This is a genomic window from Streptomyces sp. NPDC050674 (genome assembly GCF_040654575.1).
GTDB lineage: Bacteria > Actinomycetota > Actinomycetes > Streptomycetales > Streptomycetaceae > Streptomyces.
Map to the genome: position 1 here is coordinate 56,824 of NZ_JBFAIG010000010.1, position 22,467 is coordinate 79,290.

The following is a 22,467-nucleotide window of genomic DNA, read 5'->3' on the forward strand; positions in this document are numbered from 1 at the left end:
CGAGCGGGGCGCCCTCGGCCGTGCTCAGCCCCGTTCGGGCTCGGGCGGGGCCGAGCGCGCCACGCGGAATCCCACGTCGTCGATCCGGAAGGTCGGGTGGCTCCGGCGGCGCACCGAGGCGCGGCAGCTCCAGTGCTCGTCGGACCAGCCGCCGCCCCGCAGCACCCGGTAGGAGCCGTAGACGTCGGCGTCGTAGAGGTCCCAGCACCAGTCCCAGACGTTGCCCAGCATGTCGTACAGGCCCCAGGCGTTGGGTTCCCTGCCGCCCACCGGGTGGACGCCGTCGCCGGAGTTGGCCCGGTACCAGGCGATGTCGTCGAGCGGGCCGTAGCGGGGGCCGGTGGTGCCGGCGCGGCAGGCGTGTTCCCACTCGGCCTCGGTCGGCAGCCGGTATCCGTCGGCGGTGGTGTCCCAGTCGGCGGTCTCATCACCGGGCCGGACCGTGTAGGCGGGGGTCAGGCCCTCGCGCCGGGACAGTGCGTCGCAGAAGCGGACGGCGTCCCACCAGGACACGCCCTCGACGGGCAGCAGCTCGCCCCGGGCCGCGCTCGGGCGTTCGCCGGTGACCTCTGCGTACCAGGCCTGGGTGACCGGGTACGCCGACATCCGAAACGGCGCGACTTCGACCGTCCAACTGCGCTCGGTCCGCCGGTCGGACAGGGTGACGGACCCCGCCGGGACGGCCACCATGTCGTTGTCCACACCCTGCCCCATGAACGGAAACCCTAGGGGGCGCCCGGCAACTGCCGCCGGGCGCCCCCCTGTTGTCAGCCGATATTCAGCCGGGCGAACTCACCGACCGGATCCCAGGATCCCCCGCAGGCTGTCACCCACCGCCGCGACGGCGGCCTGCGGTGTGTTCGGCGCCTTCTGCGTCGCCGGCTGCGGCTTCGGGTCGGGGTTCTTCTTGCACACCGCGTCGGCCACGCCACTGCCGTGCGGAACCTTGCCGTTGGTGAGGTACGTCGCGAGGTACTTGTCGAGGCAGGCGTTGCCGCTCAGCGTGATGCCGTGGTTGCCGCCTCCCTGCTCGACGACCAGGCTGGACTTCTTCAGCAGCCGGTGCATGGTCACGCCACCCTGGTAGGGCGTGGCCGCGTCGTCCGTCGCCTGGAACAGCAGCACCGGCGGGAGCTTGGTGTTGCTGACGTTCACGGGCTTCAGCGACTTCGTCGGCCAGAACGCGCAGGGCGCGTTGTACCAGGCGTTGTTCCAGGCCATGAACGGAGCCTTCTCGTACACCGCCCAGTTGTCCTTGCGCCACTGCTTCCAGTCGCGCGGCCAGGACGCGTCACGGCACTGCACGGCGGTGTAGACGCTGTAGCCGTTGTCACCGGAGGCGTCGATGGCGGCGATGCTGTCGTAGGCCTTGACCAGCGCCGCGGTGTCGTGGTTGTTGACGTAGGCGGCGAACGTCTGGGCGAGCGTGGGCCAGTAGGCGTTGTTGTAGCCGCCGGGTATGAAGATGTCCTCCAGCTCGGAGGCGCCCACCTTGCCGCCGGCCGGCTTCTTGGCCAGGGCCGCCCGCATGGCGTACCACTTGGCCTCGATCTTCTTCGGGTCGGTGCCGAGGTGGTAGGTGGAGTCGTACTTGGCCACCCACGCCATGAGCGCCTTGTGGCGCTTGTCGAAGGCGTAGTCCTGCTGGATGTTGTCGTCGTACCAGACGCCGGTCGGGTCGACGATCGAGTCCAGCACCAGGCGCCGCACCCGCTCGGGGAACAGCTTGGCGTAGACGGCGCCGAGGTAAGTGCCGTACGAGTAGCCGAAGTAGTTGATCTTCGACGCGCCGAGGGCCTTGCGGATCGAGTCCATGTCCTTCACGGCACTGACCGTGTCGATGTGCGGCAGGACGTCCGCGTACTTCGTGCCGCAGGCCTTGGCGAAGGCCTTGGCGCGGGCGACGTTGGCCTTCTCCAGCGCCGGTGTGCTCGGCACGGAGTCGGGGCGCACGGGGTCGAAGTGGCCCGGCTTGCAGTCCAGGGCGGGCTGGCTCTGACCCACTCCGCGCGGGTCGAAGCCGATGACGTCGTACTGGGCGGCGACCGCCTTGGGCAGGGAGGACGCGACGAATTCGGCCAGGGACAGGCCGCTGCCGCCGGGACCGCCGGGGTTGACCAGCAGCGGGCCCTGGGACTTCGACGCGGTGTGCGGCACACGGGAGAGGGCCAGCTTGATCTGCTTCCCTCGCGGCTTCGCGTAGTCGAGCGGCACCTTCACCGACGCGCACTGGAGCGTCGGGGTGTCGTCCGTCCCGCACTTCTTCCAGGTGATCTTCGCGGCGGCGGTCGCCACCGGGGCGGTGTTCGCGGACTGCGACGCGTTGGCGGGGACGGCGGTGAGTGTCCCGGCCAGAACGACGGTCGCGCCGCACAGTACGGCTGCGCTTCTTCTCATGGAGTTCTCTCGCAACGGTGAGGGGGGTCAGGCCCGCGAGTTGACACGGGCCGTGCCGCATCGTTTCGGAAGAGCGCAGCACTCATGTACGGATTCGACAGAGACTTGACCGAATCGAGTCACAGCCGGCCCTCAAGAACCCCTCGGAAAGCGGATTTTTTGGCAATTCCGGACAGCCGGATCGGCATGCCGGCCGGTCGCGGAGGTCCGGTCGGCCGGGCCGGGCAGCGGGCGCCCGGCGGAACACCGGGCACGCCGCCTCACCCTCTGCTCAGGTCGCCGTGCAACTCACACTCGGCACGGCCCCGCCCCCGGGCGCGCCGCCCAGACCGAAGCTCGCCGAACCGCCCACCGGCACAGTCCCGTTGTGCGCCGCGTTCACCGCCGTGACCGTCGCCCCGCTCTGGGTGTGGGACGCGTTCCACATGCTCGTGACCTTCTGCGACCCGCTCCACGTCCAGGTGACCTTCCAGGACTTCAGCGCGAGCGTGCCCGTGTTGGTCACCTTCACCTCGGCGTTGAAGCCTCCGCCCCAGTCGCTGCTGATTGTGTAGGCGGCGGAGCAGGTGGGTGTGGAGCCACCGGGGTCGCCGGGACCGCCCGGGCCGGGGCCGGGCGTGCCGGAGTCGAAGGCGGGGGCCTTGACGGACGCCAGGTACGCGTCCTTCGCCGTGTCGACCGTCTGCCAGTCGTCCTTCAGGATGCCGCCGGTGTCACCTGAGTTGGGGTTCCAGCTCCAGAACGTCCAGTGGAAGCTGTCGGCGCCGTACGCGGATGTCGAGCGCAGGTACTTCACCAGTTCGGACAGCCACTTCTGGTCCACCGCCGGCTGGAGCGTCGTACCGAACTCGCCGAGCCACACCGGGGCGATGTTCTGCTTGAAGATGTACCCCCAGTACTTGTCCCAGATCCCGGGCATGTTGGCCGGGAAGGACGGGTCGGAGAACCAGGACTGCTGCGCCACCGACGTGGCGTAGTCGTGCGCCGAGTACACCAGCCGGTTCGGCACGTCCAGTTGGACCGGGTACTGGGCCACGCCCATGAGGTTGCCGCCCCACCAGCCGTTGGTGCCGTTGTGCGACTGCACGCCCTCGACCATGATCAGCAGCTCGGGGTTGACCGACAGCACCGCGTTGCCCGCGCGCTGGGCGGCCAGGCGCCAGTCCCGGGCGGTGTCGCCGCAGCCCCAGCAGGCGGGGTCGTGGGGTTCGTTGTGCAGGTCGATGCCGACCACGGTGGAGTTGCCCTTGTACCGCGCCGCCAGGGCCTTGAGGTTGGCGATCCAGGTCGACTCGGGGACCGAGGACGTGTACCAGAGGGCCGACTGGCCCGCCGCGTCCGGGCGGTGCCGGTCCAGGACGATCTTGAGGCCGGACTGACCGGCGTAGGCCACGATCTTGTCCAGGACCTGGAGGGACGTCAGGCCGCGCAGGTCCGCGTTCTTGCCGTCGGTGTTGATGCTGTCCGGCATGGTGCCGGGCTTGAGGATGTCGTCGCTGTAGGGCATGCGGATGGTGTTGTAGCCCAGCGACCTCATCTGGTCGATCATGCTCTTGTAGTCGCGGGCCCACAGGCCGTGGACGACGTGGATGTCGGTCTCGAAGCCGAACCAGTTGACGCCGGCGATCCGGACGGGCTGCCCGGACGCGTCCAGGATCTGCCGGCCGCTGGTGTGCCAGTACCCGCCACCGGCGGCCTCGGCGGAGACATCGGCGCGCGCCGACTGCACACCCGCCAGCGGTAACAGGAGCGCCGCGGCAACACACAGCGCTCTGCGCAGAGTGCGGAACATGTGGCTGCTTCCTCTCGGGGGAGGCACGGCGCCCGGAACAGTCTGGGAGCGCTCCCATCACGCCGTGCACCTCCCAGAGAACTGACGCAACATGAGCACGTCAAGACTCTGGGAGGTGTTGCCGCCGCCGGGAGCGCTAACGGCTCAGCTTCTTGAACCGCCGTACCGCCAGCGGCAGGAAGATCACCGTGAGGATCACCGGCCACACCCCGGCCATCAGCAGCGCGTGCCGCTCGACCCACGAGTCGCCGGTGACCGGCGTGCCGAACAGCTCCCGGGTGGCCGCCGCCGTGGAGGAGATCGGGTTCCAGACCGCCACCCAGCCCAGCCAGTCGGGCATGAGCTGCGGCGCGACGAAGATGCTGGAGATCATCGTGAAGGGGAAGGCGACCGCGAAGAGGCCGCCCGCCGCCTCGGGGTTGGGCACGAGCAGGCCGAGCCACACCCCGATCCAGATCAGCGAGAAGCGCAGCCACAGCAGCAGCCCGAACGCGCCGAGGAAGCCCGGGCCGCCGTCCGGCCGCCAGCCCATGGCGAGCGCGGTCAGCATCATGATCGCCAACTCGGCGCAGGCGACGATGATGTCGGTGACCCCACGCCCGGCCACCACGGCGGAGGAGGCCATCGGCATCGAGCGGAAGCGGTCGATGACGCCTTTGGTGGAGTCGTAGACCACCACGGTCGCCGTGTTGATGAAACCGAACGCCATGGTCATCGCGAACATGCCCGGCATCAGGAAGTCGTTGTAGTCCCCGCCGCCCGGCACCTTCATCGCGCTGCCGAACACATAGCCGTAGAGCAGCACGGACAGGATCGGGAAACCGAGCTGCCAGGCGATGTTGACCGGCTGGCGCTGGTAGTGGGTCAGGCCGCGGCGGACGATGTTCCAGCAGTCGGCGAGCAGCCAGTACAGACCGCTCCGGGTGCTCGGTGTGCTCAGGTCGACGGTGCTCACGCCGCTGCCTCCTTCTCGGTGCGGTGCCCGGTCAGGCGCAGGAACACGTCGTCGAGGCTCGGCCTGCGCAGCCCGATGTCCTCGACACGGACGCCCTCGTCCTGGAGGGTCCGCGCGACCTCGGTGAGGGCCGTGACCCGGTCGGTGACCGGGGCGTGCACCCGCAACTCGGTCTCGTCCGACTCGGGTTCGCCGTCCGCGACCCGGGCCACCACCTTCGCCACCCGGCCGATCTCGGACCGCTCGGCGACCACGACCTCGATCCGGTCGCCGCCGACCAGGTTCTTCAGACCGTCCGGGGTGTCGTCGGCGATCGCCCGCCCCTGGTCGATGACGGTGATGTGCGAGGCCAGCTTGTCGGCCTCCTCCAGGTACTGCGTGGTCAGCAGCACGGTCGTGCCGCCGGCCACCAACGCCCGTACGGAGTCCCAGACCTCGCCCCGGCTGCGGGGGTCGAGACCGGTCGTCGGCTCGTCGAGGAAGAGGACGGCCGGGGCGAGGATCATCGAGGCGGCGAGGTCGAGGCGGCGCCGCATGCCGCCGCTGTACTTGCCCACGCCCCGGTCGGCGGCGTCGGTCAGGTCGAACTGCTCCAGCAGTTCGGTCGCCCGCAGCCGGGCCCGCCTGCCGCCCAGGTGGAACAGGCGGCCGAACATCTCCAGGTTCTGCCGGCCGGTGAGCACCTCGTCGACCGCCGCGTACTGGCCGGTCAGGCCGATGCGGGCCCGTACCTCACGCGCCTGTCGGGTGACGTCCAGCCCCGCCACCGTCGCGCTGCCCCCGTCCAGCCGGATCAGCGTGGACAGGATGCGGACGGCGGTGGTCTTGCCCGCCCCGTTCGGCCCGAGCAGACCGTGCACCGTGCCCTCGCGCACGGCCAGGTCGAAGCCGTCCAGAGCGCGCTTCTCGCCGTACCGCTTCTCCAGGGCCTCGGCCCGCACCGCGTATCCCTCCATGCCGCCCCCTCCTGTGCGCCCGTGCCCCGTCGGCACCGAACTGAGTACAGTGTACCCGATTACGCGTACGCCGTACCCAGTTTTTGGCCGGCCACTTAAGCTGGACACCATGACGAGCGGCACGAGTGGCACGGGCGGTACGGAGACCAGTGGCAGCGGCGACATCGCCCGCACCCTCGAACTGCTGTGGGACACCGGCCACCGACCGAGCCGGGGCCCCAAACCGACCCTGACGCTGGACCGGATCGTGGAAGCGGCCATCCGGGTGGCGGACACCGAGGGCCTGGAGGGCCTCTCCATGCGCCGCGTCGCGGCGGAGCTCGGCACCGGGACCATGTCGCTGTATCGGTACGTGCCGGGCAAGGGCGAGCTGCTCGACCTCATGCTGGACCGGGTGCAGCGCCCCTCCGAGAACCCGGCCGCCCTGGGCGACGGCGGCTGGCGGGCCGCCCTGGAGGCCCTGGCCCGTGCCACGCTCGCCCTCTACCAGCGCCACCCCTGGCTGCTCCAGGTCAACCAGTCCCGGCCGATCCTCGGCCCCAGCGCCCTCGACGGCATGGAGAAGGTGCTGACCCTGATCCGCCCGATGGGACTGAGCGACCCCGAACTGGTCTCGGCGATCATCATGATCGACGGGTATGTGGTCGGGGCCGCGCGCACGCGGCTGTACCAGATCGAGGCCGAACGCCGGACGGGCCTGACGGACGCCGAGTTCTGGCAGGCGCAGGTGCCGGCCCTGGAGAAGGCCATGGCCACGGGCCGCTACCCGGTGATGGCGTCCCTCTCCGAGGACGCCTTCAACTCGGAGTTCGACCACTTCGAGTTCGGGTTGCAGCGGATGCTGGACGGCTTGGAGGTACTGGTGGCGGAGCGCACGGCCTAGCAGTGCGGGCCGTCACGGCAGGGCCGCGCCGTTGGGGCCGGATACGGCACCGAGCTGGGATAGACCGGCCAGGATGTCGGTGCAGGTCCCGTACGCGACGAACTCATGGTGATCGCACGCTACTTGCGCCGCGCAACGGAGGTGGGCTCCGCCCGGACGGAACGCCTACGACAGCGGTAGCCCGACCCTGGAGCCCGCCCCGGGCCTGCGGACACGGCCCGGGCCCGCGGGCGGCAGCCCGGGCCAGGGCGGAAACCCGTCCGCGAACAGCACCCAGGCAGCAGCCCCGGCCCTCCTACCCCCGTCGCCGCCTCATCCCCCGCAGCCCCAGTACCACCAGCAGGGCCACGCCCGCGGCGATCGCCCCCGTCTTCAGGTTGCCGCTCAGGCCTTCGCCGCCGTCCTCGGACGTGGCCGGGCCGCCGCTGCCGGAGGAGGAGCCGGACGTCTCGGCCCCGGGGGCGTCCTGTGGCTCGACGGGGCTGTCCGCGCCCTCGGCGCCGTACATGAGCTTCTTGCCGTCGGCGGTGTACGTGACGGACTCGCCCTGGCCGAGGAAGGGCACTCCGAGCCGCTCCTTCCGCTTGATCCTCCCGCCGTTCCAGTCGTACGCGATCGCCCCGAAGTAGCTGCGCACGACGAGGTGTTCGCCGTCCGGGGAGAGCGCGGCGTCGGTGGCCTCCAGGTCGGGGACGGCCGCGATGGGGCGGAATACGTTCGGCCCGGAGGGCGAGAGCCGGGCCGGGCCCTCGTACAGGTGGCCGCCCTTCTCGTTCTTGTCGACGATGTAGACACGGCCGGTCTTCGGGTGCACGACGAGGGACTCGGCGTTGCGCGCACCGTCGGAGTACTTCACGACGTACTGCGTGGCCTTGATCGTCTGGTCGCGCAGCTTCTTCGGCTCGGGCAGCCGGTAGATCCAGACGTACGGCCAGGTGCCACCGAGGTTGTCGCCGATGTCGCCGACGTAGATCTGGTCGTCCGGGCCGATGGAGATGGCCTCGACGTCGCGGGGGCTGCCCACGCCGGACATGGTGATCGTGGCGACCGTCTCGCCGGTCGAGCTGTCGACGGCGTACAAATACGCCCCGTCGTCGCTGTCGTTGTGCGTCCAGTAGATGCCGGGGTGCTGCCGCGAGGCCGCCAGACCGCTGGACTCCGTGATGCGCGGGTCCTTGATCGTGAACTTCCCGTCGCCGTCGGCGGCGGAGGCGGGCACGGCGAGGGCGCCCGTGAGGAGGGCCGCGGCGAGGAGGACGAACGGTCTGCGCATGCCCCAAGCCTGCCATCCCGCTCGGCGGTTCAACGGCGGTTCACCGCGCTGAGGATCATCGAGGGGCCGGCCACCGGGCGTGGTCCGACTCACACCCCGCCGGGCGAGCTGATCGTCCATGATGAGCGGATGCTCAGGTTCATGCCCGTCGGTGACTCCATGACGATCGGAAGCACGGGCGAACACACATGGCGCTACCGGCTGTGGCAGCACCTGTGCCGTTCCCACGACGGCCCCTTCACCTTCGTCGGCCCGCGCGAGACGCTCTACGACAAGGCCGCCGACGCCCCGGTGTCGTACGCCTACGCCGAACCGGACTTCCCGCGCGCCCACCTGGCCGGCTGGGGCGAGGGCTGGCAGCACATGGCGCCGCTGATCGGCGACGCGGTGCGCTCCTGCCGTGCGGATGTGCTCCTGGTCTCCCTCGGCCTGATCGACCTGGGCTTCTACACCAACGCCGAGCAGACCGCCGAGAACGTCCGGGCCTTCGTGGCCGGGGCGCGGGCGGCGAACCGGCGGGTGGGCATGGTGTGGCTCCCGGTCACCCCGAACGTGCGCGCCCAGTCGGACACCGCCTTCGCCACCGAGGTCACCCGCTTCAACGAACTGCTCGCCAAGACCGCCGCGGACCTCGACGAGCCCGGCTCCCCCGTCCTCCTGGCCTCGCCCCCGCCGTCGTACGACATCGCCGCCGACACCTACGACGGCACCCACCCCAACGCGGACGGCGAACACAAGATCGCGGCGGCCTTCGCCGAGGCGATGCACCAGGGCTGGGCCCTGGCCGGCCCGTACGAGGGATAGCCGCCCCTCAGAACCCCACGTCGGCCGGCCGGTAGGCCGGCGCCCTGCGCACCCCGCTCGCCTGCTCGTACGCGTACGCCAGCCGCAGCAGCGTCGGCTCGCTCCACGCCGTCCCCATGAACGTCAGGCCCACCGGCAGGCCGAAGGCGAAGCCAGCCGGCACGGTGATCACCGGGTAGCCCGCGAGGGCGGCCGGGGTGGAGGAGCCGCCGCCGTGGGCGTCGCCACGGATCAGGTCGATCTTGGCCGGGGGCCCGCAGGTCGGCATCACCAGGGCGTCCAGGCGGTGTTCGCGCAGCACGGCGTCGATGCCCTCGGCGCGGGACAGCCGGTGGTTGCCGGCCAGGGCCTCGCGGTACTCGTGTTCGGTGAAGTCCAGCTTCTCCACGATCTCCAGGCCGTCCTGGCGTACGTAGCGCAGCTCCCGGTCGGCGTGTTCGCGGTTGAAGTCGATCAACTCGGCCAGGCTGCGCGGGTGATGGCCGGGCGCTGCCGCCAGGTAGCCGTTCAGCGCCCTCTTGATCTCGTACGCCTGGACCACCATCGAGCCGGGCAGGTCCTCCAGTCGGCCTGCCGTGGGGATGTCCGCCGGGTCCACGATCGTCGCCCCGGCCTTGCTGAGCAGGGCGATTGCGCGCTCGGCGATCTCGTCGGCGTGGTGGTCGTAGCCGAAGTACACGCTGCGCGGCACGCCGATGCGGGCGCCGCGCAGGCCGTCGGCGTCCAGGAAGCGGGTGTAGTCGCGGTGGTGGTGGCCGCGGCCCGCCCGGGTCGCCGGGTCCCGCTCGTCGACGCCCACGAGTACGCCCAGCATGATCGCCGCGTCGCGGACCGTCCGGGCCATCGGGCCCACGCTGTCCTGGCTCGGCACGCCGGGGATCACTCCGCCCCGCCCGACCAGGCCCACCGTGGGTTTCACCCCGACCAGGCAGTTCGCCGAGGACGGGTCGACGATCGAGCCGTTGGTCTCGGTGCCGATGCCGGCGACGCACAGGTTGGCCGCGACGGCGACGCCCGTACCGGAGCTGGACTCGTTCGGGGAGCGGTCGAGCTTGTACGGGTTGCGGGTCTGGCCGCCCCGGGCGCTCCACCCGGCGTGGTGGGTGAGGGACATGCCGCCCGCCCATTCACTGAGGTTGGTCTTGCCGAGGATGACGGCTCCGGCGTCGCGCAGCCGGGCCGCGACCGTGGCGTCCGCCGCCGGCCTCAGGCCCGTCAGGGCGAGCGAGCCGGCCGTGGTGTGCATCCGGTCGGCGGTCTCCACCAAGTCCTTCAGCAGGACGGGCATGCCGTGCAGGGGACCGCGGGCGCCCCGCCGGGCGTCGAGACGCCGGGCCTCGCGCAGGGCGTCGGGGTTGACCTCGATCACCGAGTGGAGGAGCGGGTCGAGGCGTTCGACGCGGTCGAGGTAGTAGCGGGTGAGTCGCTCGGCGTCGAGCCGCCCCTCGGACATCCGGCGGCGCAACTCGGCGACGCCCAGCTCGTCCAGCTCACCGGGGGCGGTGTCGGCCCGGGCCGGGCCGGAGCCGTCCGGCCGAGCCCGGTCCGGCGGCGAGCCGGAGTCGCCGGTGCCGGTCCCGGCCGCAGCCGGAGCCGTACCCAGCCAGGGCGTCGCCGCCGCGGCGGTGCCGAGCGCGAGCACGCTACGGCGCGTGGTGGGTGACGCGGGAGTCCTCATGCCGAGAACGCTAGGGGCGGGAGCGGTGTCTTTTCACTGAGGCTGTCACCCGGTTCGGGCCGGAGGACCGCCCCCTCACCCGACCTGGGGCGAACCCGAGTCCAGGTGCGGTACGGCCGTGGGGAAAACGTGGGGAAAGCCCGCTCGCCGAGACGGACGCTTGCCTGGAGCGCACTTCAAGACGTTGTCTTGGACACCATGGAGTACACGCAGCTCGGACGCACGGGACTCAAGGTCAGCCGGCTCGTCCTCGGCACCATGAACTTCGGCCCGCAGACCGACGAGGCCGACAGCCACGCCATCATGGACGCGGCGCTGGACGCGGGCATCAACTTCTTCGACACCGCCAATGTGTACGGCTGGGGCGAGAACAAGGGCCGTACCGAAAGCATCATCGGCAACTGGTTCGCGAAGGGCGGGGGACGGCGCGACAAGGTCGTCCTCGCCACGAAGGTGTACGGCAACATGGGCGCCGACGGCCCTGCCTGGCCCAACCACGACAAGCTCTCCGCGGTCAACATCCGGCGGGCGGTGGACGCCAGCCTCAAGCGGCTCCAGACGGACTTCATCGACGTCTACCAGTTCCACCACGTCGACCGGGACACCCCCTTCGACGAGATCTGGCAGGCGATCGACGTCCTCGTCCAGCAGGGCAAGATCCTCTACGTCGGATCGTCGAACTTCCCCGGCTACAAGATCGCCCAGGCCAACGAGATCGCCGCCCGGCGCGGCGGGACCATCGGCCTGGTCAGTGAGCAGTGCCTGTACAACCTCGCCGAGCGGCGCGCGGAGATGGAGGTCGTCCCGGCCGCGCAGGAGTACGGCCTCGGGGTCATCCCGTGGTCGCCGCTGCACGGCGGTCTGCTGGGCGGTGTCCTCAAGAAGGAGGTCGAAGGCGGGCGCCGCGCCTCCGGCCGCGCCGCCGACGCGCTCAACGACCCCGTCACCCGGGCGCGGATCCAGTCCTACGAGGACCTGCTCGACAAGCACGGCATCGAGCCCGGCGAGGCAGCCCTGGCCTGGCTGCTCACCCGCCCCGGCGTGACCGGCCCGATCGTCGGCCCGCGCACGGCCGAGCAGCTCGCCTCCGCGGTCCGCGCGTCGGAGCTGGAGCTGTCCGAGGAGCTCCTGGCCGGCCTGGACGAGATCTTCCCGGGCCCGGGCCCGAGCCCGGAGGCTTTCGCCTGGTAGGTCGCCTTACAGGGGCGCGGGGAACTGCGCGACAAGCCCCCACGGGCCCGCAGCCGAAGAAACGGCCGTCCGCAGTCCCCCGCCCTACCTCCCCAGCACGGAAGCCAGGGCGACGACGAGAAACATCAGCACGAGCACACCGGCCATGATCCGGTTGCGGGTTTTCGGGTCCACGGCACCGAGCCTAACCGGCGCCGCCGAGGGGCCAGCGCCCGACCGTCTCGTAGCGGGGCTGCTCCCCCGGGACCCCGGAGGCCGGCAGATTGCTGCGGACCAGGCAGAGCTCCCGCACGGTCCACGCCCGGCCGGTGAATCCCGCGAGCACGTCGAGACACGCCCGCACGTCCCGTGTCTCCCGGCTCCGCGCCACGGTCAGATGCGCCTTGTACCGCCGGTGCTCCCCCATCGGCACCCCCGCCTTGCGCGCCGCCGCCTCGGCCCGCTCGGCGAGCAGCCGCAGGGCCGGCAGGTCCCCTTCGGCCCCGGCCCACAGCGCCTTGCCGTGCCCGAACTGCCCCCCGCCCCGCACGGCCAGCGCGAACGGCTCGCTGCGGCGCGCGGCCCGCTCCAGCCGCTCCGACAGGTCGGGGACGAGGCCGTCGTCCACCTCGCCGTAGAAGGCGAGCGTGAAGTGCCAGCCGGGGCGGCCGGTCCAGCGCATGCCGTCGGCGCCGGGCAGCGCGCGCAACTCGTCGACCACGGTGCCGAGTTCACGGCACACCTCGTCTGGGGGCAACACGGCCGCGAAGAGTCTCATGAAGCCAGCCTGGCACCATGAGGCCATGCGGATCACCATCCGGGACGGCGGGCCCGACGACATTCCCTCGATACTCGGCATGCTCGACAGCTGCGTGGAGTGGCTGGTCTCCCAGGGGCGCACGGGGCAGTGGGGGACGCGGCCCCTGTCCCAGAGCCCGAAGACGGTGGAGTCCGTACGCCGGTACATGGCGGAGGGCAGCGTGTACATGGCCGACGTGGACGGCGTCCCCGCCGGCACCCTCACCCTCACCGGCTCGGCGGGCGCCTACCTGTCCCACCTCCCGCAGCCCGGCGAACCCGAGCGCTACATCCACTGGCTCGCCACCGACCGCCGCTTCGAGGGGCACGGCGTGGGCAGCGCCCTGCTGGCCCACGCGGCCGAGGAGACCCGCCGCGCCGGAATCTCCCTGCTCCGCGTCGACTGCTACGCCGGGGACGACGGCAAGCTCGTCCGCTACTACGAATCCAACGGCTTCACCCGCACCGAGGCCTTCACGGTCGGCGAGAACGACTGGCCCGGACAGTTGCTGGCCCGGAGGGTGTAGGCGGTCTCCGGCCCGGGCGTGTCCGGGTCACCGTGCGTATCGTTGTGTGTCGACTACCCGGGCCACCTCAACGGCTTCGCCTCCGACATCACCGTGATGGCGGAGGGAGCGGCCAAGAACGCCAAGGGACTGTGGCGCTACCAGGACGTCGAGTTCGTCGCCGAGGTGATCTCCCGGAAGACCGGGGCGAACGACTACGGCCCCAAGAAGGACGCCTATGCCGCCGCCGGTGTGCCGGTGTACCTGATCGTGGATCCGTACACCGGCCGCTGGCATCTGCACACCAAGCCCAAGGACGGCGAGTACCGGGGCGAGCTGAGCCTGGACTTCGGGGCCGAGATCGACCTGACCGGAACCGTGGTCGGGCTCGTCCTCGAGACCGGCGAGTTCCCCCGGGACTGACCGCCCTAAGCCGCCGGAGCCAGCTGCTCCTGCTGCTCCCTGGGCACGAACCGCACCCGGGGATGCCCGCCGTGCCAGCCCACCGACAGGCGCAGGTTGCCGACGCGGGCCAGGATCAGGCCGATCACCGCCGCGGCGAGCGCCGCCACCGCGCCGCCGGCCGCGAGGCCGACCCGGGCGCCGTAGGTGTCGGTGATCCAGCCGACGATCGGGGCGCCGACCGGGGAGCCGCCCAGGAAGATCATCATGTAGAGGGCCATGACCCGGCCGCGCATGGCGGGGTCGGTGGACATCTGGATGCTGGTGTTGGTCGTGACGTTGACCGTCATGCCGAACAGGCCCAGCGGGACCATGAGCAGGGCGAACATCCACAGCTCGGGGGTCGTCGCCGCCAGGATCTCCAGGGCGCCGAAGGCCATCGCCGCCACGATCAGCAGCCGCAGCCGGGCCGTGCCCCGCCGCGCCGCGAGCAGGGCGCCCGCGACCGAGCCGACCGCCATCAGCGTGTTGAACATGCTGTACGCGCCCGCACCCGCGTGGAACACGTCGTCCGCGAAGGCCGACAGGTAGACGGGGAAGTTGAAGGCGAACGTGCCGACGAAGCCGACCAGGACGATCGGCCAGATCAGCTCCGGACGGCCGGTGACGTACCGCACGCCCTCCCGCAGCTGCCCCTTGCCACGCGGTGCGCGCTCCACGACGTGCAGCTCGCGGGCGCGCATCAGCAGCAGGCCGGTGAGCGGCGCGATGAAGGACAGGCCGTTGAAGAGGAACGCGTAGCCGGTGCCGACGCCGGTGATGAGCAGGCCCGCGACGGCGGGGCCGACCAGGCGGGCCGACTGGAAGTTCGCCGAGTTCAGGCTGACCGCGTTCTGCAACTGCCCCGGGCCGACCAGCTCGGAGACGAAGGACTGCCGGGCCGGGTTGTCGACGACGGTCGCGAGGCCGACCGCGAAGGCGGCGACGTACACGTGCCACACCTGGACGTGCCCGGTGAGGGTGAGGACGGCCAGGGCGATCGCTGTGAGCGCCATCGCCGACTGCGTCACGAGCAGCGCGGGCCGCTTGCGCAGCCGGTCGACGAGGACGCCGCCGTAGAGGCCGAAGAGCAGCATGGGCAGGAACTGGAGCGCGGTCGTGATGCCGACGGCGGCGGAGGAGCCGGTGAGGCTGAGCACCAGCCAGTCCTGCGCGATGCGCTGCATCCAGGTGCCGATGTTGGAGACGACCTGTCCCATGAAGAACAGGCGGTAGTTCCTCACCTTGAGGGAGGAAAACATCGAGGACGTGCGCGCGGGCGCGCCGGAGGTGGGCGGGGAGTCGTGGGGGTCAGGTGCGGGGGCGGAAGCTGCTCCGGGTCCCGAACTCAAATGGGTCGCCTCCTTGCAACGGCTTCTTACAGATGCGCGAGCTTCTCCAGCACGGGGGCGGCGGCACGCAGTTTCGCCCACTCGTCCTCGTCGAGGTTCTCCACCAGCGTGGCCAGGAACGCGTTCCGCTTGGCGCGGCTCTCCTCGAGCATGGCCTCGGCCTGCTCGGTGCGTGTGACGACCTTCTGGCGCCGGTCCTCGGGGTGCGGCTCCAGCCGGACCAGGCCCTTGGCCTCCAGCAGCGCCACGATGCGGGTCATCGACGGCGGCTGGACGTGCTCCTTGCGGGCGAGCTCGCCCGGTGTGGCCCTGCCGCACAGGGACAGGGTGCCCAGCACCGACATCTCGGTGGGGCTGAGCGATTCGTCGACCCGCTGATGCTTGAGCCGACGGGACAGCCGCATCACGGCGGAGCGGAGGGAGTTCACGGCGGCTACGTCGTCGCCATGGGTGAGGTCCGGCATGTTCTTTAGCGTAACTCATTACTCTCGCTAAAGACCAGTCGTCACGCACCGCACGGTCCGTGACGCCCGCCACTGAACCGTGACATCACTCATATGGGTGACACGACGGGTGAACGCGCCCCACCGCACCGAACGGTGCCGGGACCCTCATGGCCATGGGGACCAGTGTGCTCAGCCTGCGAATAGACCACGACCTGCTCGAACGGCTCAGGCACCATGCCGCGAAAAGGGGAATGAGCGTCCAGGACTATGTCGTCCGGACGCTCATTCGAGATGACTTCGACCAGCGTTTCCAGGCCGCCGTCGAGGAGACGGAGCGGTTCTACGGCTCACCCGACTCCGGTGACGAGGATCCGGATCAGGTCAGACCCAGCGCCGGCATCAGGTAGTAGAAGGCGAAGACCGCCGACACCACGTACATCGCCACCGGCACCTCCCGGCCCCGCCCGGCCGCCAGCCGCAGCACCACGAAGGTGAGGAAGCCCATGCCGATGCCGTTGGTGATCGAGTAGGTGAACGGCATCATCAGCATCGTCACGAAGGCCGGGACGGCGATCGTGTGGTCCGCCCAGTCGATCTCCTTGACCGAACCGGCCATGATCAGGAAGCCGACCGCGACGAGCGCGGGCGTGGCCGCCTGGGACGGGACCATCGTGGCGACGGGCGTCAGGAAGAGGGCGACGGCGAAGAGGCCGCCGGTGACGACGTTCGCCAGACCCGTCCGGGCACCCTCGCCGACCCCGGCCGTGGACTCCACGAAGGCGGTCGTCGCGGAGGAGGAGCTGGCGCCGCCGGCGGCGACCGCGAGGCCGTCGACGAACAGCACCTTGTTGATGCCGGGCATCTGCCCCTGCGCGTCCGTCAGCTTCGCCTCGTCGGAGACGCCCATGATCGTGCCCATCGCGTCGAAGAAGCACGACAGCAGCACGGTGAAGACGAACAGCACCCCGGTCAGCACGCCGACCTTGCCGAAGCCGCCGAACAGGCTGACCTGCCCGACCAGCCCGAAGTCGGGACTGGCGACCGGGTTGCCGGGCCACTTCGGCGTGGTCAAGCCCCAGCTCGGTACCTTCGCCACCGCGTTGATGACCACCGCGAGGACCGTCATGGCGACGATGGAGATCAGGATCGCGCCGGAGACCTTGCGCACGATCAGCGCCAGGGTCAGCAGGACGCCCAGGACGAAGACGAGCACCGGCCAGCCGTTCAGGTGGCCGTCGCCGCCCAGCTGGAGCGGGACGGTGGTCTGCGCGGCGTCCGGGATCCGCGAGACGAAGCCCGCGTCGACCAGCCCGATCAGCATGATGAACAGGCCGATGCCGATGGAGATGGCCTTGCGCAGCCCGTAGGGCACGGCGTTCATGACGCGCTCGCGCAGTCCGGTGGCGACCAGCAGCATGACCACGAACCCGGCGAGGACCACCATGCCCATCGCGTCCGGCCAGGACATGCGCGGGGCGAGCTGGAGGGCGACGACGGAGTTCACACCGAGGCCGGCGGCCAGCGCGATCGGCACGTTGCCGATGACGCCCATGAGGAGGGTCGTGAGCGCGGCGGTGAGGGCCGTCGCGGTGACCAGCTGCCCGTTGTCGAGCTGGTGACCGTACATGTCCTTGGCGCTGCCGAGGATGATCGGGTTCAGCACGATGATGTAGGCCATCGCGAAGAAGGTGGCGAGACCGCCCCGGACCTCGCGGGACAGGGTGCTGCCCCGCTCGGAGATCCGGAAGTAGCGGTCGAGTGCGCCGTACGTGGGTCCGGCTCCCGGCGATTCAGGGGCGGGGACCTTGGCGGGAGCCGAGGAGGACATGTGTTTGGTGTTTCCTACGAAGAGAAGTGGTCAGACATAAACCGTTTCAGTATGAACATATAAAGCCCGGGTCGGCCATCTCCGCGCGTAGACCCGATCGCCTCGTAAGCTGTCCCCCATGGCGAAGTGGACCCCCCGACACGAGGCGCCGGAGCCCCTGGAGGGCCCCGTGGTCGCCACCATCACCGGCGGCACGATCCTGTGGTTCGTCCTCTTCCTGGTGCAGCTCCCCTTCTACGGCTGGTTCGACGACCGCGGCCACGCCTGGTGGGTGTGGACCTGCCTGGCCGGCGGCGGGCTGGGACTGATCGGCGTCTGGTACGTCCGCAGGCGCGACGCCGCGATCAAGCGGTCGTCCGCCGCCGAGGGGATGACGGCGCCCTCCGCCGAGTAGGCACCTTCTGTCCGTCTTCCGGCGAGACACGCCCACGCCCCCTCCCTACGCTCGTAGAAGGCGGCGACACGCTCGAAACCGTCGGCACGCGACCGCCGCCCGACCGGTGAGGAGCGCAGCGATGACGATGCCGAACAGCGCGGCCGAGACCGACCGTGCCCTGAAGTCCAGGCACCGGGCGATGTGGGCCCAGGGCGACTACCCGTCCCTGGCCGCCGAGGTCATCCCGGAGCTGGGCGCGATCCTGGTCGAGGCGTGCGGGGTGCGCTCCGGGCAGCGGGTGCTGGACGTGGGCGCCGGATCCGGCAACGCCGCGATCCCGGCGGCCCTGGCCGGCGCGGACGTGGTCGCCTCCGACCTGACGCCGGAGCTGTTCGAGGCAGGCCGGGCCGTGGCCGAGAAGCAAGGCGCCCGCCTGGCCTGGCAGGAGGCCGACGCCGAGGCCCTGCCCTTCGCCGACGCGGAGTTCGACACCGTGCTGTCCTGCGTGGGCGTCATGTTCGCCCCACACCACCAGCAGGCCGCCGACGAACTCGTCCGGGTCTGCCGCCCCGGCGGCATCCTCGGGCTGCTGAGCTGGACGCCCCAGGGCTTCATCGGCCGGATGTTCGCCGCGATGAAGCCGTACGCGCCCCCGCCTCCGCCCGGAGCGCAGCCGCCCCCGCTGTGGGGGGACGAGGACCATGTGCGCGCCCTCCTCGGCGACCGGGTCACGGACGTCCGCGCCGAGCGCCGCACGGTCCGCGTCGACCGCTTCGGGACGCCCGAGGCGTTCCGGGACTACTTCAAGGAGCGCTACGGCCCGACCATCAGCGTCTACAAGAACATCGCCGGCGAGCCCGAACAGGCCGCCGCCCTGGACGCCGCCCTGGTGGACCTCGCCCGCGACGGCGACCTCGGCCAGGGCGCGGGCAGGACGGTCCTGGAGTGGGAGTACCTGCTGTTCACCGCCCGCCGGGCGGACTGAGTCCGGGGCGTACGGCGCGGCGTGGGACCGGAGTCCCACGCCGCACAACTGCCGTACGACCACGGCACGAAGTCCGTCCTCCCCAGGTCGGATCTTCGCCGCATTCAGCGGGTGAAGCGGCAAAACCGCACGTACCGTCGAATGCATGACGCATCTCGACGCGGGTGCCCGGCCCGACTCCGCGCGGCCGGCGACGGTCACCTCCCGCGAGATCGGCCTGACCGGCGCTCAGGTCGCCGAACGGGTGGAGCGCGGCCAGGTCAACGACGTGCCGGTGCGCAGCAGCCGCTCCACCGTCGACATCGTCCGCGCGAACGTCTTCACCCGCTTCAACGCGATCATCGGCGTGCTGTGGCTGATCATGCTGGTGGTCGCGCCGATCCAGGACAGCCTCTTCGGGTTCGTGATCCTCGCGAACACCGGGATCGGGATCGTCCAGGAGTGGCGGGCGAAGAAGACCCTGGACTCGCTCGCGCTGATCGGCGAGGTGCGGCCGACCGTACGCCGGGACGGCACCGCCAGGGCGGTCAGCACCTCTCAGATCGTGCTGGACGACCTGATCGAGATCGGGCCCGGGGACAAGGTCGTCGTCGACGGGGTCTGTGTCGAGGCCGACGGCCTGGAGATCGACGAGTCGCTGCTCACCGGCGAGGCCGACCCGGTCGTCAAGCACCCGGGCGACCAGGTCATGTCCGGCAGCTTCGTGGTCGCGGGCGGCGGCGCCTTCCAGGCCACGAAGGTCGGCCGCGAGGCCTACGCCGCCCAGCTCGCCGAGGAGGCCTCGCGCTTCACCCTCGTCCAGTCCGAACTGCGCTCGGGCATCTCCACGATCCTCAAGTACGTCACCTGGATGATGGTGCCGACCGCGATCGGCCTGATCATCAGCCAGCTGGTCGTCAAGGAGAACGCCTTCGACGACTCCGTCGCCCGCACGGTCGGCGGCATCGTCCCGATGGTCCCCGAGGGGCTGGTCCTGCTCACCTCGGTCGCCTTCGCCATCGGGGTGATCCGGCTGGGCCGCAAGCAGTGCCTGGTGCAGGAGCTGCCCGCGATCGAGGGGCTGGCCCGGGTCGACACCGTCTGCCTCGACAAGACCGGCACCCTCACCGAGGGCGGCATGGACGTCACCGAGCTGCGCCCGCTCCAGGGCGCCGACGAGACCTATGTGCGCAAGGTGCTCGGGGCGCTCGGTGCGTCGGACCCGCGGCCGAACGCCTCGCTGAAGGCGATCATCGACACCTACCCGGCCGTCGAGGAGTGGCGCTGCACCGAGGCGCTGCCGTTCTCCTCCGCCCGCAAGTACAGCGGCGCCGCGTTCAGCGAGGGCGACGGGCAGTCGAGCCGCTGGCTGCTGGGCGCGCCCGACGTGCTGCTGGCGGAGGACGATCCGGCCCTGGCCGAGACCGGGCGGCTGAACGAGCAGGGCCTGCGGGTGCTGCTGCTCACCCGGGTCGCGCGGGACCTGGACGATCCCGACGTGGCGAAGGGGGCGAGGCCCACTGCCCTGGTCGTGCTGGAGCAGCGGCTGCGGCCGGACGCCGCGGACACGCTGCGCCACTTCTCCGACCAGGACGTCCGGGCGAAGGTCATCTCCGGCGACAACGCCGTGTCGGTCGGGGCGGTCGCCGCCAAGCTCGGGCTGTCCGGCACCACCGTGGACGCGCGCCGGCTGCCGGCCGAGCGGGAGGGCATGGCCGACGCCCTGGACGGCGGCACGGTGTTCGGGAGGGTCACCCCGCAGCAGAAGCGGGACATGGTGGGGGCTCTTCAGTCCCGCGGGCACACGGTCGCGATGACCGGTGACGGGGTGAACGACGTGCTCGCCCTGAAGGACGCCGACATCGGCGTGGCGATGGGCTCCGGCTCGGAGGCGACCCGGGCGGTCGCGCAGATCGTGCTGCTGAACAACAGCTTCGCGACGCTGCCGTCGGTGGTCGCCGAGGGGCGCCGGGTCATCGGCAACATCACACGGGTGGCGACGCTGTTCCTCGTCAAGACGGTCTACTCGGTGCTGCTGGCGGTGCTGGTGGTGTGCTCACAGGTGGAGTACCCGTTCCTGCCCCGCCATCTGACGCTGCTGTCGACGCTGACCATCGGCATCCCGGCGTTCTTCCTGGCGCTCGCGCCCAACAAGGAGCGGGCGAAGCCGCATTTCGTCCGGCGGGTCATGCGGTACGCGATCCCGGGCGGGACCGTGGCCGCGGTGGCGACCTTCGCGACGTATCTGCTCGCCCGGGAGCACTACACGGGGGCGGGGGAGCTGGACGCGGAGACGAGTGCGGCGACGCTCACGCTGTTCCTCGTCTCGATGTGGGTGCTGGCCATCATCGCCCGCCCCTACACCTGGTGGCGTGTCGCCCTGGTCGCGTCGATGGCCGGGGCGTTCCTGCTGGTGCTGGTCGTGCCGTGGTTGCAGCACTTCTTCGCGTTGAAGCTGGTGGGGGTGACGATGCCGTGGACCGCCGTCGGCATCGCGGCGGTGGCGGCGGCCGCCCTCGAACTCCTGTGGAGGTGGGTGGACCGCCGCATGCCAGGGGCGGAGACCGAGGTAGTGCAGGCAGGCCGGTGACGCATCGCGGTTCTACCGGTGGCTGCGCGGGGTCGACCGCGAGAGGGCGCGGCTGATGTTCGTCACCGATCGCTCAGTATCGGCGTCCAGCGGTTCTCATCGCGCAGCTTCGCCTGCCGGAAACCGGACAGGGGGATCGTGTCCTCTCCGTTGAGTCCCACCAGGAGCAGCCGGTTGCGGAACTCGCCCTTACCTGGCTCGCACTGCTCGGGGTCACACCTCCACGCGATGAGGTGGTCGTCATCCGCCCAGGCGAGCAGTTGCTGTCCGGGGACGAGCGCGGATCGCTTGCCGGTCTTCGCGTCCAGGACCTCGGAGACGATCTGCCCGTCTTCACCTGCGAAGGATCCGGTGATGTGCGCTCCGTCCGGAGAGAGAACGCCGCCCGGGGAGGGCAACGATGCCTCCAGTTCGGGAACCGCACTCTTGTGAGCGTGCTCGTTGTAGTAGACCTTGCCGGCCTTGTTGGCCGCGGGCTCCCACAACAGTTTTCCGTCAGAACTCCAACGGAGATCCTGGCGTCCCGCACCACCGTAGACACCGGGCCCGTCCTTCCTCGGCGGCAAGGCGGAGAAACTGGCCTTGTCCGTCGCGAGATCGATGACGTAGAAGCCGGTGCGGCTCGGCTTCGGTCCCGGAACCTTCTTGCGGTTCAACCGATAGGACGCGTCCTTGAAGAGACCATCAGGATTAAGGCTGTACGTGGTCGCGATCAGAGACTTTCCGTCGGGCGAGAACTGAACGCCACCGATCCCCTTGTCCACCTTGATCCAGCGCTGGACCTTGCCTGTGGCCATGTTCAGCATGCCGATTCGATCGGCGGGCAGGTCGCGCTCCAGGACGGCCGCAGTCCGCATGCCGGGGGCGACATCCACCCAGGCCCAGTCGGTCTTCTGATAGCGCTTGGCGGCCGCGTTGTACAGGCTCCACGTGTAGGTGACGACGGCATCACCGTCCGCCTCATTCGCGATCTTCGTCGTGTGGTAGCCGGATACGGCGACTCCTCCTGCCGCAATCAAATCCTGCGGTGGCGATTGCTCCGGCCTGGCCAGTACGTGCAACGCGCTGGGCGGCTTCACAGCGTTCGACTCCGTATCGCCGCCGCCCGCAACCAGGGCTATGACGGTGCCTCCTGCGACGAGCGACACGGCGGCCCCGACGGCTATCAGAGCGCGAGTTCTCCGCTGTTTCTGCTCATGAGTTTTCTGAGTCATCAGCTTCTCGCGGCTCTGTGGGTCGGATTTCACAGGTGTACCTC

20 protein-coding genes and 1 pseudogene are annotated in these 22,467 nt (G+C 70.5%); 9 read left to right on the top strand and 12 right to left on the bottom strand.

Annotation, left to right across the window (positions count from 1 at the left end; all coding sequences use genetic code 11):
* Window positions 1–24 precede the first annotated feature (24 nt).
* The 5 genes from AB0I06_RS18100 to AB0I06_RS18120 form a co-directional block, all read right to left on the bottom strand.
* Entirely contained in the window at window positions 25–714 is a 690-nt protein-coding gene (locus AB0I06_RS18100) for a formylglycine-generating enzyme family protein (RefSeq protein ID WP_363119802.1), read from the bottom strand.
* 78 nt (window positions 715–792) lie between these two features.
* On the bottom strand, window positions 793–2,397 hold the full coding sequence (locus AB0I06_RS18105) for an alpha/beta hydrolase (RefSeq protein WP_363119803.1): 1,605 nt from the start codon (window positions 2,395–2,397) through the stop codon (window positions 793–795).
* Between the two features lie 271 nt (window positions 2,398–2,668).
* Entirely contained in the window at window positions 2,669–4,189 is a 1,521-nt protein-coding gene (locus tag AB0I06_RS18110; RefSeq protein WP_363119805.1) for a cellulase family glycosylhydrolase, read from the bottom strand.
* A 136-nt stretch (window positions 4,190–4,325) separates the two neighbouring features.
* A complete protein-coding gene (locus AB0I06_RS18115) occupies window positions 4,326–5,144 on the bottom strand; it encodes an ABC transporter permease (RefSeq protein ID WP_363119806.1) in 819 nt (272 codons plus the stop codon).
* Window positions 5,141–6,100 carry an ATP-binding cassette domain-containing protein gene (locus AB0I06_RS18120; RefSeq protein WP_363119807.1) on the bottom strand — a complete coding sequence of 320 codons (960 nt, stop codon included), beginning with the start codon at window positions 6,098–6,100 and terminating at the stop codon, window positions 5,141–5,143. Before AB0I06_RS18120 ends, AB0I06_RS18115 begins: the two co-directional genes overlap by 4 nt.
* A 109-nt stretch (window positions 6,101–6,209) precedes the next feature.
* On the opposite strand from AB0I06_RS18120, the gene AB0I06_RS18125 reads away from it, so the two are divergent.
* Window positions 6,210–6,983: a TetR/AcrR family transcriptional regulator gene (locus AB0I06_RS18125; protein WP_363119808.1), complete on the top strand. Its 774-nt coding sequence runs from the start codon at window positions 6,210–6,212 to the stop codon at window positions 6,981–6,983.
* A 295-nt stretch (window positions 6,984–7,278) separates the two neighbouring features.
* On the opposite strand, the gene AB0I06_RS18130 is transcribed toward AB0I06_RS18125, so the two are convergent.
* Complete coding sequence (locus AB0I06_RS18130; RefSeq protein WP_363119809.1) at window positions 7,279–8,256, bottom strand: WD40 repeat domain-containing protein; 978 nt, start codon at window positions 8,254–8,256, stop codon at window positions 7,279–7,281.
* Between the two features lie 129 nt (window positions 8,257–8,385).
* Between AB0I06_RS18130 and AB0I06_RS18135 the strand changes: the two genes are divergently transcribed.
* Window positions 8,386–9,060 (top strand): SGNH/GDSL hydrolase family protein, encoded by a 675-nt coding sequence (locus AB0I06_RS18135; protein WP_363119810.1) that lies wholly within the window; start codon window positions 8,386–8,388, stop codon window positions 9,058–9,060.
* A 7-nt stretch (window positions 9,061–9,067) separates the two neighbouring features.
* Here AB0I06_RS18135 and AB0I06_RS18140 read toward each other — a convergent pair whose 3' ends face one another.
* Window positions 9,068–10,738, bottom strand: coding sequence for an amidase (locus tag AB0I06_RS18140; RefSeq protein ID WP_363119812.1), 1,671 nt, complete (start codon window positions 10,736–10,738; stop codon window positions 9,068–9,070).
* A 198-nt stretch (window positions 10,739–10,936) separates the two neighbouring features.
* On the opposite strand from AB0I06_RS18140, the gene AB0I06_RS18145 reads away from it, so the two are divergent.
* A complete protein-coding gene (locus tag AB0I06_RS18145; protein ID WP_363119813.1) occupies window positions 10,937–11,929 on the top strand; it encodes an aldo/keto reductase in 993 nt (330 codons plus the stop codon).
* Window positions 11,930–12,113: 184 nt separating this feature from the next.
* Here AB0I06_RS18145 and thpR read toward each other — a convergent pair whose 3' ends face one another.
* Complete coding sequence (thpR, locus tag AB0I06_RS18150; RefSeq protein WP_363119814.1) at window positions 12,114–12,686, bottom strand: RNA 2',3'-cyclic phosphodiesterase; 573 nt, start codon at window positions 12,684–12,686, stop codon at window positions 12,114–12,116.
* 25 nt (window positions 12,687–12,711) lie between these two features.
* Here thpR and AB0I06_RS18155 point away from each other — a divergent pair, with 25 nt between their 5' ends.
* Window positions 12,712–13,233, top strand: a complete 522-nt coding sequence (locus tag AB0I06_RS18155) for a GNAT family N-acetyltransferase (RefSeq protein WP_363119815.1) — start codon at window positions 12,712–12,714, stop codon at window positions 13,231–13,233.
* Window positions 13,234–13,275: 42 nt separating this feature from the next.
* Window positions 13,276–13,635, top strand: a pseudogene (locus AB0I06_RS18160) (Uma2 family endonuclease); the annotation flags it as partial.
* A gap of 5 nt (window positions 13,636–13,640) precedes the next feature.
* Here AB0I06_RS18160 and AB0I06_RS18165 read toward each other — a convergent pair.
* Window positions 13,641–15,005, bottom strand: coding sequence for an MFS transporter (locus AB0I06_RS18165; RefSeq protein WP_363119816.1), 1,365 nt, complete (start codon window positions 15,003–15,005; stop codon window positions 13,641–13,643).
* A gap of 26 nt (window positions 15,006–15,031) precedes the next feature.
* Window positions 15,032–15,469: a MarR family transcriptional regulator gene (locus tag AB0I06_RS18170; RefSeq protein ID WP_031135926.1), complete on the bottom strand. Its 438-nt coding sequence runs from the start codon at window positions 15,467–15,469 to the stop codon at window positions 15,032–15,034.
* Window positions 15,470–15,618: 149 nt separating this feature from the next.
* Here AB0I06_RS18170 and AB0I06_RS18175 point away from each other — a divergent pair, with 149 nt between their 5' ends.
* A complete protein-coding gene (locus AB0I06_RS18175) occupies window positions 15,619–15,858 on the top strand; it encodes a ribbon-helix-helix protein, CopG family (protein ID WP_142162634.1) in 240 nt (79 codons plus the stop codon).
* On the opposite strand, the gene AB0I06_RS18180 is transcribed toward AB0I06_RS18175, so the two are convergent.
* On the bottom strand, window positions 15,828–17,279 hold the full coding sequence (locus AB0I06_RS18180) for an NCS2 family permease (protein ID WP_363119817.1): 1,452 nt from the start codon (window positions 17,277–17,279) through the stop codon (window positions 15,828–15,830). The genes AB0I06_RS18175 and AB0I06_RS18180 overlap by 31 nt on opposite strands.
* Before the next feature lie 118 nt (window positions 17,280–17,397).
* Between AB0I06_RS18180 and AB0I06_RS18185 the strand changes: the two genes are divergently transcribed.
* The 3 genes from AB0I06_RS18185 (at window position 17,398) to AB0I06_RS18195 (ending at window position 21,209) form a co-directional block, all read left to right on the top strand.
* Window positions 17,398–17,673, top strand: coding sequence for a DUF2530 domain-containing protein (locus tag AB0I06_RS18185; protein WP_363119818.1), 276 nt, complete (start codon window positions 17,398–17,400; stop codon window positions 17,671–17,673).
* 121 nt (window positions 17,674–17,794) lie between these two features.
* Window positions 17,795–18,640 carry a methyltransferase domain-containing protein gene (locus tag AB0I06_RS18190; protein ID WP_363119819.1) on the top strand — a complete coding sequence of 282 codons (846 nt, stop codon included), beginning with the start codon at window positions 17,795–17,797 and terminating at the stop codon, window positions 18,638–18,640.
* A gap of 145 nt (window positions 18,641–18,785) precedes the next feature.
* A complete protein-coding gene (locus tag AB0I06_RS18195; protein ID WP_363119820.1) occupies window positions 18,786–21,209 on the top strand; it encodes an HAD-IC family P-type ATPase in 2,424 nt (807 codons plus the stop codon).
* A 62-nt stretch (window positions 21,210–21,271) separates the two neighbouring features.
* On the opposite strand, the gene AB0I06_RS18200 is transcribed toward AB0I06_RS18195, so the two are convergent.
* Window positions 21,272–22,456, bottom strand: coding sequence for a hypothetical protein (locus tag AB0I06_RS18200; protein ID WP_363119821.1), 1,185 nt, complete (start codon window positions 22,454–22,456; stop codon window positions 21,272–21,274).
* Between the last annotated feature and the right edge of the window lie 11 nt (window positions 22,457–22,467).

Excerpts from the sequence above, each read along its gene's own strand:
- AB0I06_RS18190 (WP_363119819.1), top strand. The coding sequence starts at position 17,795 with ATGACGATGCCGAACAGCGCGGCCGAGACCGACCGTGCCCTGAAGTCC.
- AB0I06_RS18195 (WP_363119820.1), top strand. The coding sequence starts at position 18,786 with ATGACGCATCTCGACGCGGGTGCCCGGCCCGACTCCGCGCGGCCGGCG.
- AB0I06_RS18130 (WP_363119809.1), bottom strand. The coding sequence starts at position 8,256 with ATGCGCAGACCGTTCGTCCTCCTCGCCGCGGCCCTCCTCACGGGCGCC.
- AB0I06_RS18125 (WP_363119808.1), top strand. The coding sequence starts at position 6,210 with ATGACGAGCGGCACGAGTGGCACGGGCGGTACGGAGACCAGTGGCAGC.
- AB0I06_RS18110 (WP_363119805.1), bottom strand. The coding sequence starts at position 4,189 with ATGTTCCGCACTCTGCGCAGAGCGCTGTGTGTTGCCGCGGCGCTCCTG.
- AB0I06_RS18180 (WP_363119817.1), bottom strand. The coding sequence starts at position 17,279 with ATGTCCTCCTCGGCTCCCGCCAAGGTCCCCGCCCCTGAATCGCCGGGA.
- AB0I06_RS18105 (WP_363119803.1), bottom strand. The coding sequence starts at position 2,397 with ATGAGAAGAAGCGCAGCCGTACTGTGCGGCGCGACCGTCGTTCTGGCC.
- AB0I06_RS18170 (WP_031135926.1), bottom strand. The coding sequence starts at position 15,469 with ATGCCGGACCTCACCCATGGCGACGACGTAGCCGCCGTGAACTCCCTC.
- AB0I06_RS18120 (WP_363119807.1), bottom strand. The coding sequence starts at position 6,100 with ATGGAGGGATACGCGGTGCGGGCCGAGGCCCTGGAGAAGCGGTACGGC.
- AB0I06_RS18145 (WP_363119813.1), top strand. The coding sequence starts at position 10,937 with ATGGAGTACACGCAGCTCGGACGCACGGGACTCAAGGTCAGCCGGCTC.
- AB0I06_RS18175 (WP_142162634.1), top strand. The coding sequence starts at position 15,619 with ATGGCCATGGGGACCAGTGTGCTCAGCCTGCGAATAGACCACGACCTG.
- thpR (WP_363119814.1), bottom strand. The coding sequence starts at position 12,686 with ATGAGACTCTTCGCGGCCGTGTTGCCCCCAGACGAGGTGTGCCGTGAA.
- AB0I06_RS18185 (WP_363119818.1), top strand. The coding sequence starts at position 17,398 with ATGGCGAAGTGGACCCCCCGACACGAGGCGCCGGAGCCCCTGGAGGGC.
- AB0I06_RS18155 (WP_363119815.1), top strand. The coding sequence starts at position 12,712 with ATGCGGATCACCATCCGGGACGGCGGGCCCGACGACATTCCCTCGATA.
- AB0I06_RS18135 (WP_363119810.1), top strand. The coding sequence starts at position 8,386 with ATGCTCAGGTTCATGCCCGTCGGTGACTCCATGACGATCGGAAGCACG.
- AB0I06_RS18140 (WP_363119812.1), bottom strand. The coding sequence starts at position 10,738 with ATGAGGACTCCCGCGTCACCCACCACGCGCCGTAGCGTGCTCGCGCTC.
- AB0I06_RS18100 (WP_363119802.1), bottom strand. The coding sequence starts at position 714 with ATGGGGCAGGGTGTGGACAACGACATGGTGGCCGTCCCGGCGGGGTCC.